A 12,706-nucleotide genomic window follows, 5' to 3' on the forward strand; every position below is an offset into this window, starting at 1 on the left:
ATCAGTATTTACTAATGACAACCTCTTTTGATTCTTTTCAAAAACGCCGATTACAATCTTCATACATATCAGTAGTAGTAAGTATTGCTTTAGTACTTTTTATGATTGGTGTTTTAGGTTTAGTTCTTTTAAAATCAACAAAAGTTGCAAACCACTTTAAAGAAAAAGTAGTTATGACGCTTTTCTTAAAAGATGAAGTAGCTGATAAAAACATTAAAAGTCTTAAAGAATCAATTAAAAAAGAGACGTTTGTTAACAAGGTAGTCTATATTTCTAAAGAAGACGCTGCCAAAGAATATAAAAAAGATTTAGGTGAAGATTTTTTACAGTTTTTGGGAGACAACCCGTTAAAAAATGGAATAGACATTTACTTGAAAGCAGATTTTGTGACTCCTGAAAAAATGAGTGAACTTGAAAAGTCTTTTGATAAAAATAAATTTGTAGCCGAAGTAAGTTACGACAAACCATTGGTACAATTACTTACCAAAAACATCCAACGCATTAGCTTTTGGTTATTGGTATTAAGTGGTTTTTTTGGGTTAGTTGCTATTATTTTAATTAACAGCTCTATCCGATTATCAATCTACTCAAAACGATTCAACATAAAAACCATGCAAATGGTTGGTGCCACTAAGAGTTTTATTCGTAGACCTTTTATTTGGCAAAGTATCAAACTAGGTTTACTAGGAGCTTTTATATCTATAAGTGGATTGGGTGTTTTAATTTATTATGTAGACAAATATATCCCTACATTAGAACTACTTACAGATTATGCTGCTTTAGGGTATGTAGCTGGAGGAGTTATACTTGTTGCATTTTTTATTACATGGATTAGCACCTTCTTTGCTACACAACGATTCTTAAACTTACAAACCAACGATTTGTATTACTAAATTATTTATGAAAAAAGATAATTCATCAAAACAAGAATTTCTATTCGGTAAGCGAAATTATATCATCATGCTTATTGGTATCGCTGTAATTGCCTTAGGGTTTATTTTAATGGCAGGTGGCGGTAGCGACGACCCTAACGTGTTCAACTCTGAAATATATGGTTGGCGTAGGATTCGTTTAGCTCCTACCTTAGTAATTATCGGATTGGGTATAGAAATTTATGCTATTTTTGCCAATCCTAAAAAATAAACATGGATTTATTAGAAGCAATTATCCTTGGAGTCATTCAGGGACTTACTGAATTTTTACCAGTTTCATCTAGTGGTCATTTAGAGTTAGCAAAAGCTTTATTTGGAGATACTTCTGTACCTCAAGAAAGCCTAACATTTACTGTTGTTCTACACGCTGCTACAGCACTCAGTACTATTGTAGTATTTAGAAAAGAAATTGCTGAAATTCTTAAAGGGCTTTTTCAGTTTACATGGAATGAGGAAATGCAGTTTTCTGTGAAAATTATTCTTTCTATGATTCCTGCTGTAATTGTAGGTCTAGCCTTTGAAAAGGAGTTGGAAATTTTTTTTGGAGGAAAAATTTTATTAGTAGGTTTTATGCTTTTAGTAACTGCTGTATTGCTTTTATTGGCTGATAAAGCTAAGAACACTAATAAAAGTGTTTCTTTTAAGAACTCTGTAATTATAGGAGTCTCTCAAGCAATTGCCATGTTACCTGGGATTTCACGTTCAGGAGCTACTATTTCAACATCAGTTTTATTAGGTGTAGACAGAACCAAAGCTGCTCGTTTTTCTTTTTTAATGGTTGTACCGTTAATTTTAGGAAAAGTAGCTAAAGATATTTTAAGTGGAGACATTAATTTTCAGAGTTCAGAAATTGTTCCATTATCAGCTGGTTTTATCGCTGCTTTCATCTCTGGATTGTTAGCATGTACTTGGATGATAGCCTTAGTTAAAAAGAGTAAGTTATCTTATTTCTCTTTATACTGTGCTATTGTAGGTTTAATTGCCATTGGCTATTCTTTATTTTTTTAGATGACTGCAGAAGATTACAAAAACGGACAAGTTTTATTAATTGATAAACCTTTAGAATGGACTTCTTTTCAAGTCGTAAACAAACTACGTTGGCATATTCGTAAACGTTTTGATATCAAAAAAATTAAAGTTGGGCATGCTGGAACTCTAGATCCTCTAGCTACTGGTTTGCTAATTATTTGCACTGGTAAACAGACCAAAAACATTAACGAATATCAAGGACAGGTAAAAGAATATACGGGTACATTTGTTATTGGTGCTACCACACCTAGTTACGATTTAGAAACAAAAATTAACGAAACGTTTCCTACGGAACATCTTACGGAAGAATTACTACACAAAACTACTGAGCAGTTTACAGGAAAAATTCAACAAAAGCCACCTATTTTTTCTGCGATTAAAAAAGACGGAAAGCGCTTATATGAATTAGCTCGAAAAGGTGAAACTACCGAAATTAAAGCTCGTGAAGTTGAAATCAATGAATTTGAAATCACCAATATTGATTTACCTAACGTAGAATTCCGAATTGTATGTAGTAAAGGAACTTATATTCGTTCTATTGCCAACGATTACGGAGAAGCGTTGAATTCTGGAGCACATTTATCTGTTTTAAGAAGAACTAAGATTGGAGATTTTTTAGTTGATAATGCTCAGAGTGTTGATGAGTTTATCAACTCTTTAGAAATGGAATAATTTTTACTTATCAAATCGAAAATTATTTATTACTATGAAAAAAAAATTACTTCTGTTAATCATTCTATTAACAGCTCAATTCACTTTTACTCAAGAAAACTACAAAAAACCTTATTTTACAGGAAGTATTAGCACAACATTCGCTATAAATGAAAATTATACATTAGACCCTGATGATGATGAATCTTTTTTAGAACCTGCTTCTCTTTTAATTCGCCTAGGTGCTGGATATCAACTTCACAGGCGTTGGCAAATTGGTATAAATGCTGGTTTTGACCATCACTTTAGATTTGGCATCAACGCTATCCCTTTATACGGTAGCTTACGTTATAATATTGTTGATAAAGACAACGATAATTTTTTCATTGAGTATAACCAAGGGAAAATGTGGAGACCTTCTTCTAAATATGAAAATGGTAATTACTACGGATTAGGGGTTGGGGTACAAGTAACGGGAGCAAGTAGGTGGAATACTATTGTACGTTTAGACTATCACAAAAAAGCTATTCAAAACTTTAAAAACGGTCATTTAGATAGTGTGTCTATCGGTATTGGTTTTTCTTTCTTTTAAAAAAATTATTTTAAAAATCTACTATACCAACTTTCTGTAATTGGTACTTCCCAATAATTTTCTAATTCTACTTTAGTTTGTACTAAATTATCAAAAACTATTGTTTTAGCTGATACAGACTTCTTTTTAAGCAGCTTTTTAAACTCTTTGACGTCTTTGTACTGAGTAAATTCTCCTTGCTTAAAACACACATTCATTTTATCTAACAGCTCCACTTCGTATTCTTGCTGTAGTTGTAAAATAAATGCTACTTGTTTATCAATATCTGCATTCGTTAATATTAAACCTTCTTCCACAGAAAAGATAATAAAACGATTATATTTCAGCTCAAAAGAAGCTTTGAAGTCAGTATCTTCAGACTTCCATCCATCAATAAAGCCTTGTAACTTTTCTTTTAGTCCGTCAATTTCTTGCGGATAAAATTTTCGACTTGATGGATATACCCAAACTTTTGCCTCTTCTGATAAACTACTGAATTCTACAAACATATTTATTCCTTATGAACGCAAAGATACAGAAAACAATTCCCCTTTTTAACAAAAACAAAAAGGGGAATTTCTAGCTTTTTTATGTACTTTATTACTGAAGCATTGATACTAAATCTTCTTGTGTATTTTCTCCTTTATTTTTGTTGTACCAAACTTGTAAATCTGTTTTAAAGTCAGCATCCAAGCTACCATGTTTTTCTTTATAATCAACAACCATTTTAGTTGCTGTGGTAGGTCTTGGCCCCCATGTGTTGATTACTTCGTTCTCCTGATTTAAAGCAATTAACTTAGGTATTGATCTTCCTCCATTTGTTAAAAATTCATCCATCAACTCTAGGTTTTCATCTCGTAAAACTAGTTTTAAATTGATGTTTGGATTTTCTTCTGCTATTTTATTAATTACAGGTAAGTTTTGTGCTGCATCACCACACCATCCTTCCGTTAATACTAACCAAGTTTGTGGTTCTTTTACATCTTTAATTTTAGCAAGCGTTTCTTCAGTAAGTTTTACCGTTTTGTCTAAACGCTTCATACGTTTATCATTTAACTTACTATAGTTTAATAAATCATCTGATTGATTAGGTCCAGTAGATTTTCCTTGTGCTAATAAGTCACTTACTAAATCTCTATATTCACTGTAAGAGAGCGCCTTTTCTAAGCTATTTTGGATAATTTTTTTCATCGTAAATGTATTGTTATTACAAAAGTATTTTATCTATAGTAAACCTTAGGTAACCCAAGTTACAATTCACTATAAAACTTGAATAACATAGACGAAAACATAAATACAACCTTACACTTCTGCTGACTCTTCAGTTTTAGCTTGTAAATTGGTAATAATATCTTTAGTCATAGAAGCTAAGTCAAACTGATGCCTCCATCCCCAATCTTTTCTTGCCGCTGAATCATCAATTACTTGAGGCCAACTATCAGCAATCACTTGTCTAAAATCTGGATTATACGTTATGGTAAATTCTGGAATGTATTTTTTAATTTCAGTCGCTATTTCAGCTGGGGTAAAACTAATTGCCGCTAAGTTGTATGAAGTTCTTGTTTTAATATTTTCTTCATCCGCTTGCATTAACTGTACAGTTGCATTGATAGCATCGTCCATATACATCATTGGTAAACGTGTATTTTCTGATAAAAAGCACTCAAAAGTTCCTTTTTTTAAAGCATCAAAATAAATATCAACAGCATAATCGGTAGTTCCTCCACCTGGTAAGGTTTTCCAGCTTATAATTCCTGGGTAACGAATGCTTCGTACATCTACCCCATATTTATCGTGGTAATAATTACACCAATGCTCTCCTGCTACTTTACTTATTCCATAAACCGTAGAAGGTTCCATAATGGTTTGCTGTGGTGTATTCATTTTTGGTGATGTTGGTCCAAAAGCTGCCATTGAACTAGGCCAATATATTTTTTGAATATGCTTTTCTTTTGCTAACTCTAACACCGCTAATAACGAAGTCATGTTTAAATCCCAGCCTTTTAATGGGTACTTTTCTGCAGTTGCTGATAACATTGCAGCCATTAAATACACTTGGGTTACTTTATATTTTTGAACAACACTTAAAATTTGCTCTTGATTGGTAGCATCAATGATTTCAAAAGGCCCTGAGCTCATCATTTCAGCATTTCCTTCTCTAATATCGGAAGCTATTACATTATCTGTCCCATAAATAGAACGTAATTTTTGGGTTAATTCTGTTCCTATTTGCCCGCAAGCTCCTAAAATTAATATCGTTTCACTCATTTTAAATTATTCAAAAATAGATGTTTGCAAAGTTATTAAATTTAAGATTTCGCAAAAAGTATTTGCTCTTTTTTAACTATCTACAAAAGAGATAGCTAATCTACTGATTTCAAACTTCTAATTTAATTCTGTAAAGAATACCAAGTAAAATATGTACTTTTATCCCCTAATTATTTTATTGAAATGGGTCGTTTTTTATTTGTTATTGCTTCATTATTTTTTTTAGTTACTTCTTGTGAAAAAAAAGAAAAACAAAAGGAAGTGTTACCTACTAAAACTGAAATGAATATTTCGGTTAAGCATACTGATTATTCTGAAATAAACGAAAAGTACATTGACGAAATTAAACCTTGGAAAGAATATTTTACTGTTGAAGATTTTTTACAAGAATTAAAAAACACTACTCCTATTGAGGCTTTAAATAATGCTTTAGAACTAAAGACACTTACTAAGCAATTTAAAGATAGTTTAAATATTGAAATACTTAAAACACCTGCTTTTAAAGCTCGTATTAATGTTTTTGAAAATGAAACTTTACGTTTAGCTGATATGACCTTTATTCCATCTATTTCAGCACACCAAGTTAACAGTCAGGTTGAAAAAATTATGATGCTTTTTAGTAGTGTTAATGATAAGATTAATACAGTTTACACTAAGAAAAAGTTTGATAGTGAAATAAATCTTGATAGCCTATTTAAGAATCAATAGTTTTTAAGGCTTCGTATATTAAACTACTTTCAAACCCTCTGTATAAAAGATAGTCAGCAATTTTCTTTTTTCGTTTAAAGTGATTGGTTTCTGAAACTGATTCATTTTTTTTCTCCACCAAATTGTATAAAGTTTTAATGTATTCTTCTTCATCTATTTCTTTTAAGGCTGACTTTATATTATAAGCAGAAATATCTCTAAATTTCAATTCTCTAACGATTCGGTCTTTTCCCCATTTTTTAATTCTGAATTTCCCTCTAGCAAAACTTTTCGCAAAACGTTCTTCATTTAAAAAATTATGCTCTAGCAAGTGTAATAAAATATGTTCTCTTGCTTCTGGAATTAAGCTATAATCTTTAAGTTTTTTCTCTACTTCTTTATGACATCGATCTTGATACACACAATACTGCTCAATCTTTCTTTTTATTTCTTCAACTGTAAAAACGGGTTTATTCATAGCACGAAAATATAAAAAAGGGTTAAAAGAAACTTACTTTTAACCCTTTTTACAGTTAACAAAAAATCAATTATAAAACGCTACGTAACCACATTTTAAACTTAGTGATTAAGTAGAATAATATCGGTACTACAATTAATGTTAAGAAGGTTGCTATGAATAATCCATAAATAACAGTCCACGCTAATGGACCCCAGAAAATCACATTATCCCCTCCAACATATATGTGCGGATTTAACTCACTAGCTAAGGTAAAGAAATTAATATTCAACCCTGTTGCTAATGGAATTAATCCTAAAATAGTTGTTATTGCTGTTAATAATACTGGGCGTAAACGTGCTTTACCTCCTCTAATCACAGCTTCTCCTAAAGTGTTTACATCTAAATAATCATCAGAAGACAACCCATGCTCTACTTTCTTTCTATCTATTAGTAATTGAGTATAGTCGAGCAGTACTACCCCGTTATTTACTACAATTCCCGCTAGCGAAATAATCCCCATCATAGTCATCATAATTACGAATGGTTTTGCCGTAATAATTAATCCTCCAAATACACCTATTAAACTTAAGAAGATTGCTAGCATGATGATTGCTGGCTTAGAAACAGAGTTAAACTGGAAAATTAAAATCAAGAAAATTAATCCTAGCCCTCCAAAAAATGCTTTCAATAAAAAAGCCATTTGCTTTTCTTGCTCTTCTATTTGCCCTGTGTAATCAACTTTTACTGAATCTGGTTGTTCAGTAAACGTTTTCATTTCATTTCGGATTTGTGATACAATGGCTGCTGCATCTGTATATCCTGGAGCTAAAGCTGAATATACCGTTACCACTCTTTTTACATCTTTGTGTTTAATAGCGCTAAACCCAGAGGTATTTGTTTGTTCTGCTACTGCTGATACAGGAATTTCTTTAATTGTTCCTGAAGACATATCTCTAAAAGTAATTTTCTGATTGAAAATCGCGCTTTTATTATATCTGTTTTCTTTATTAAAACGAACGTAAATATCATAATCATCACCATCTTCTTTATAAATACCTGCTTTAGATCCAAAAATAGCATTACGCAATTGATTTCCTACTTGTGATGAACTTACCCCTAATTCTCCTGCCTTTTTACGATCAACATTTACCAACATTGATGGTTTAGATTTGTTTACATCAATCTTTAACTCATCAATTCCTGCAATACTTTTTGAGTTGATAAAATCACGCATTTTTTCAGCAGTATTGATTAATTCTGCATAATCATTTCCTTCTAACTCAATATTGATAGGATATCCTGCTGGTGGACCTACTGCTTCTTTTTCTACTGAAATTTCTAACCCTGGGTAAATTCCTCTTAATGCTTCGGTTACTTTTCTTTGTAACTCTTTACTATCTGCTCCCCTACGAAATTTGTACTCACGCATTGAAGCCGTAATTTTTCCTTTATGAGGCATTTCTGCTGTTGAACCTCCATCAGTTTGCGGGTTACCTGAACCTGCTCCTACTTGAGATACCGCACTTTCTACTAAGAAATTATAACCATTATCTATGTATTCTGGTAAATTTAACACTTTGTACACGCGTTCTTCCAAATCTTTCATAATCAGATTTGTCTTTTCTATATCAGTTCCTTGTGGATATTCGATATACACAATAATCTGATTCGGTGTATTATCTGGGAAAAACTCAACTTTTGTGCGCTGACTTCCTATTGAAGCTCCAAATCCTCCAAAAGCAACAAATAATAAAACTAACGTACCTAAAGAAATAATGTACGGTCTCCAACCTCTCAAGGCAGCTCTTAACATTCTCTCATAAAAACGTTCCCAACGCGGTAACACTGTATTTTGAAAACGATTTGCCCAAGGACGTAACGCTAATCGGTAAACCCATAACATAATAGCTGTAAATACCATCACCGTACCCAAAGCTCTATAAGTCCCTCCTAAAAAGGCTATTAATAAACCTATTATTGCCATTATAGCTGATAAAATAATAATCCGCTTTAACGGCATATTTTTATCCTCAACACTCATAAATTTAGATACTAGCACCGAGTTAAAAAATATTGCCACAAATAACGAAGAACCTAATACTACAGATAATGTTACAGGAAAATAAATCATAAACTGCCCCATAGTTCCTGGCCACATTCCTAAAGGAATAAATGCTGCTACTGTTGTTGCTGTTGAGATAATAATTGGAAATGCTATTTCACCGATTCCTTTTTTTGCTGCTTCAATTCTTGGCATCCCTTCATCCATTAAACGGTATACATTTTCAACAACTACAATACCGTTATCTACTAACATTCCCAGTCCCATAATTAATCCAAAAAGAATCATAGTATTCATAGTGTATCCTAGCCAACTCAATATCATTAATGACATAAACATTGACATTGGTATTGCAAATCCAACAAATAGGGCATTTTTGAACCCTAAGAAGAACATTAATACTAAAACTACTAGGATAACCCCAAAGATGATGTTATTTACCAAATCATCTACCTGACCAATAGTTTTTGAAGATTGATCGTTAGCGATGGTTACTTTTAAATTACTCGGAAATATGTTAGCTTTGGTAGCTTCTACAATTTTCTGTATTTTTTCAGCAGCCTCCACCATGTTTTTTCCTGAACGTTTTTTAACATCCAGCATTACTACTGCTTCTCCAAACTCACGTGCATAGGTAGTTTTATCTTTATCTTTAAAAGAAACCTTTGCTATGTCTTTAAGGTAAATTGAGTTTCCTTTTTCTGATTTTACGACAAAGTCTTGTAATTCTTGCGGATCTTCAATCTCTCCTAAAATTCTAACAGTACGTCGTTGTCCACTAGCAATTAAATTACCTGCAGACATTGTTAAGTTTCCTCCATTAATTGCATTAATTACATCTTGGAAACTTACTTGCGCTGCCATCATTTTGTAAATATCAACTGCTACCTCAACTTCTTTTTCTTCAGCACCACGGATATCTACTTTTTTTATTTCTTGTAAATCTTCAATTTCGTCCTCCAAATACTCACCAAATTCTTTTAATTTATCTACTGGGTAATCTCCCGAGATATTGATATTTAGAATTGGCATTTCTTCAGAAATACTTAGTTCAAAAACATTTGGTTCTACTTTAGCTCCGTTAAACGTGGGCCAATCTTCTCCAGACGTTTCTTGATCTATTTCATCTTTTACTTTTTGTTTAGCTTGATCTACTGATATGTTTTCATCAAACTCAACAACCACCATTGAGTAGTCTTCTTGAGATGTAGAGGTTATTTCTACTACATTACTTACCGTTTTAAGTCTATCTTCTAACGGATCGGTAATTAACTTCTCTATGTCTTCAGCTGTATTTCCTGGATACAGAGAACTTATATAAATTTTGGTTTCTCTAATTTCTGGGAAATTTTCTCTTGGCATACTTAAAAAGGCAGAAATACCTGTTATAAGTATCATAACCATCATTACGTAGATAGTTGTTTTATTATTTATTGCCCAAGAGGATAAACCAAACTCTTTATCTACTTGTTTTTTTTGTTTTTCAGTCATTAGACGGATAGTTTTTGGTGTGTTACTTTGCTTCTTTTGAAAGAGTTAATACCTTAACCTCTTGTCCGTTTTTTACACTACGAGCTCCTTCTTCAATAATTTTTGTTCCGTTTTCAATTCCGCTTAAAACTTCAATAATATCTCCTTGCGTTTTCCCTGTAGTTATAATTATTTGTTTAGCGGTTCCTACCTGATCTTTTATGTTTTCTACCACATACACATATTGTTCACCTTTAGCATTCTCTGAAATAATACTTTGAGGAATTAAAATTGCTTTTTCATTAGAGTAATCATTGATTTTTAACTTCGCTGTTAAATTCGGTTTTATGCTTCCATCTTTATTTGGAACTTCAACTTCAACCTTGAATGTTCTGTTAGCTGGGTTTATAAAGTTACCTGCTTGACGGATTTTAGAAGTTAACTTCTCTCCTAATACAGGAAACTCAACCTCAACATTTTTTCCTTTTTTAATAGATGTAATATAACTTTCAGGCACATCTGTTTCGATATACATGTTTTTTAAGTTTACTATTCTAAAAATCTCAGACCCCATTCCTGGCGCCACTACAGTTCCTTGCTCTTTTATTACATCGTCAATTACTCCTGAAAAAGGTGCTGTAATTACTGATTTTGCTAACTGTCTTCTTAACTGACTAACAGCACTGGTTTGTGCTTCATAATTAGTTTTTGCTTGTAAAAACTGAATTTCTGATCCTATTTTTTGATCCCATAAACGTTTCTGGCGCTTATACGTTGTTTCTGCTAATGCTGCTTGTGCTTCAATCTGTGCTAATTGATTAGCTAAACCTCCATCATCAATTTTTGCTAAAGTTTGTCCTTTTTTAACATACTGTCCTTCTTTTACATAAATGCGGGTTAAAAGCCCTGGCATTTCGGGATAGATGAGTACATTCTGCTTTGTTTGTACAGCTCCTTGTAGTTCTAAATAATGATTAAAAGCTTCTTTCTTTGCCGAAAGAACTGTAATTAAAGGAACTTTTTTATTGGTATCTAATTCAGAAATTTTATCATTTAAAATCTTTATTTCATCAGATAGTGTTTGCATTTGTGTATCTAACGATGCTTTTTTCTCTCTAATTTTAGTTAAATCGTTAGATGCTATTACGTCTTGTATAGACTGCTCTTTTTTACCTCCACATGAGGCTAAAAGCAATGTAATGGCGAATAGTGAATATATTTTCCTCATTATAGTTGATTTTATTTTAGTGGTATGTTTAATGCGTTTTCTAATTGTGCTTTTTTAGCAATTACGTTTAACATTGATTGTACGTAATTATTTTGTTGTGTGTATAACTGGTTTTGTGCTTGTAGCAAATCAAAGCTTGAAGAAATTCCTTCAAAAAACTTTACTTGTTGCTTTTTTTCTATTCGTTCAGCTAGTGCTAAGTTTTTCTTAGCTGTTTCGTGATTTTCAATTCCTAATTGATACTCACTCTTAGCTCTCTCTACCTGTAAGTTTAGCTTTTGTTTTGCTTCTTCTAATCGAATGTCTGCATTTTCTAATGCTATTTTTGCTTGTTTCACTTTTGAGTTTCTTCCAAAAGAACTAAAAATTGGTACGTTTAAACTAACTCCTAACAAAGAAGACCCCAACCAACGTTGATTACTATCTAAAAAAGTAAATGAATCAGAAAAAGCTGTCACACCATAATTCACAAAAGCTGACAATGTTGGTAAATATTTACTTTGTTCTAACTTCATCAATAAACGTTTACTTTCCCTGTCATTCTGAGCAATTTTAAAATCAATATGATTATCAATATTAAATTGAGTAGCTAATAAGCTCAAATCAGTATTATCAACAACTAAATTATCTAGTGTAGAGGTTAATGTTAATTTAGTTTCAATTGAATTCCCTAAAGAAACATTTAACATTTGATATGCTATTTCTTTTAATCGTTCAGCATTTCTTAAGTTACTATCAACGTTTCCTAAAGTGATTTGTAATTGCTCTACGTTTTCTAACTCTGTTAACCCATTATCGTAGGTTTTTTGAGTTTCATTTAAGTTTTTCTCAAGTATTTTCTTATTATTTTCTAAAATATCAATTGATTTTTCAGTAACTAACACATTACCGTACGCATTAATAATAGCTTCACGTGTTGCTAGTTCTGTTTTTTCTTTTGCTTGTTCAGAGATTTTTAAATATGTTTTTGCTGATTGTAACCCTACCAAATACGAACCATCAAATAATAATTGACTTAAAGTAACAGATGCTTTAGTTGTTTGTTTTTTCGTAAAAATAAGTTCTTCATCCACCCCATCACTATTAAAATCAACCAATTGCACTTGCTGCTTTAACCAGTTTTGATAATCTACAACTCCATTAATTTGTGGTAAACCTATAGTCGTAGTCTCCCACTTTTTCTTTTTTGCTGCTTCTATATCGTTTAAGGACACTTTATTGTCGTAACTGTTTTTTATAGCATAATCAATTGCTTCTTGCATTGATAAACTCATTTCTTTTTCTTGAGCAATTATATATCCCGTAAAAAAGAACACAAATACACCATATATGTATTTCCTCATTGTTT

General features: G+C 31.9%; 13 protein-coding genes. 6 read left to right on the top strand and 7 right to left on the bottom strand.

Annotation, left to right across the window (positions count from 1 at the left end; genetic code table 11):
- Positions 1-14: 14 nt before the first annotated feature.
- From Q4517_RS07530 to Q4517_RS07550, 5 genes are read left to right on the top strand one after another with little or no spacing between them, the layout of a single operon-like run.
- Positions 15-893, top strand: coding sequence for an ABC transporter permease (locus Q4517_RS07530; protein ID WP_303507922.1), 879 nt, complete (start codon positions 15-17; stop codon positions 891-893).
- A 7-nt stretch (positions 894-900) separates the two neighbouring features.
- Positions 901-1,143 (top strand): DUF3098 domain-containing protein, encoded by a 243-nt coding sequence (locus Q4517_RS07535; RefSeq protein WP_303507923.1) that lies wholly within the window; start codon positions 901-903, stop codon positions 1,141-1,143.
- 2 nt (positions 1,144-1,145) lie between these two features.
- The gene (locus tag Q4517_RS07540) at positions 1,146-1,940 is read left to right on the top strand and encodes an undecaprenyl-diphosphate phosphatase (protein ID WP_303507924.1); all 795 of its coding nucleotides are present in this window, start codon (positions 1,146-1,148) and stop codon (positions 1,938-1,940) included.
- Positions 1,941-2,633, top strand: a complete 693-nt coding sequence (truB, locus tag Q4517_RS07545; RefSeq protein WP_303507925.1) for a tRNA pseudouridine(55) synthase TruB — start codon at positions 1,941-1,943, stop codon at positions 2,631-2,633.
- A 34-nt stretch (positions 2,634-2,667) separates the two neighbouring features.
- Positions 2,668-3,204 (top strand): hypothetical protein, encoded by a 537-nt coding sequence (locus Q4517_RS07550; protein WP_303507926.1) that lies wholly within the window; start codon positions 2,668-2,670, stop codon positions 3,202-3,204.
- A 5-nt stretch (positions 3,205-3,209) separates the two neighbouring features.
- Here the strand turns inward: Q4517_RS07550 and Q4517_RS07555 are convergent, their stop codons facing one another.
- The 3 genes from Q4517_RS07555 to Q4517_RS07565 all read right to left on the bottom strand — a co-directional run bounded on the left by Q4517_RS07555 (position 3,210) and on the right by Q4517_RS07565 (position 5,451).
- Entirely contained in the window at positions 3,210-3,692 is a 483-nt protein-coding gene (locus Q4517_RS07555) for an ABC transporter ATPase (RefSeq protein WP_303507927.1), read from the bottom strand.
- Between the two features lie 91 nt (positions 3,693-3,783).
- A complete protein-coding gene (locus Q4517_RS07560; RefSeq protein ID WP_303507928.1) occupies positions 3,784-4,374 on the bottom strand; it encodes a thioredoxin family protein in 591 nt (196 codons plus the stop codon).
- 111 nt (positions 4,375-4,485) lie between these two features.
- Positions 4,486-5,451 (bottom strand): NAD-dependent epimerase/dehydratase family protein, encoded by a 966-nt coding sequence (locus Q4517_RS07565; RefSeq protein WP_303507929.1) that lies wholly within the window; start codon positions 5,449-5,451, stop codon positions 4,486-4,488.
- A gap of 183 nt (positions 5,452-5,634) precedes the next feature.
- Between Q4517_RS07565 and Q4517_RS07570 the strand changes: the two genes are divergently transcribed.
- Positions 5,635-6,159 carry a hypothetical protein gene (locus Q4517_RS07570; RefSeq protein WP_303507930.1) on the top strand — a complete coding sequence of 175 codons (525 nt, stop codon included), beginning with the start codon at positions 5,635-5,637 and terminating at the stop codon, positions 6,157-6,159.
- Here Q4517_RS07570 and Q4517_RS07575 read toward each other — a convergent pair.
- The 4 genes from Q4517_RS07575 to Q4517_RS07590 all read right to left on the bottom strand — a co-directional run bounded on the left by Q4517_RS07575 (position 6,146) and on the right by Q4517_RS07590 (position 12,701).
- Complete coding sequence (locus Q4517_RS07575; RefSeq protein WP_303507931.1) at positions 6,146-6,616, bottom strand: regulatory protein RecX; 471 nt, start codon at positions 6,614-6,616, stop codon at positions 6,146-6,148. The two genes, Q4517_RS07570 and Q4517_RS07575, sit on opposite strands and share 14 nt — an antisense overlap.
- 70 nt (positions 6,617-6,686) lie before the next feature.
- Complete coding sequence (locus Q4517_RS07580) at positions 6,687-10,151, bottom strand: efflux RND transporter permease subunit (protein WP_303507932.1); 3,465 nt, start codon at positions 10,149-10,151, stop codon at positions 6,687-6,689.
- 22 nt (positions 10,152-10,173) lie between these two features.
- The gene (locus tag Q4517_RS07585; protein WP_303507933.1) at positions 10,174-11,358 is read right to left on the bottom strand and encodes an efflux RND transporter periplasmic adaptor subunit; all 1,185 of its coding nucleotides are present in this window, start codon (positions 11,356-11,358) and stop codon (positions 10,174-10,176) included.
- 11 nt (positions 11,359-11,369) lie between these two features.
- On the bottom strand, positions 11,370-12,701 hold the full coding sequence (locus Q4517_RS07590) for a TolC family protein (RefSeq protein WP_303507934.1): 1,332 nt from the start codon (positions 12,699-12,701) through the stop codon (positions 11,370-11,372).
- Positions 12,702-12,706 lie beyond the last annotated feature (5 nt).

This window comes from Tenacibaculum sp. 1_MG-2023, from assembly GCF_030547425.1.
Taxonomy (GTDB): domain Bacteria; phylum Bacteroidota; class Bacteroidia; order Flavobacteriales; family Flavobacteriaceae; genus Polaribacter.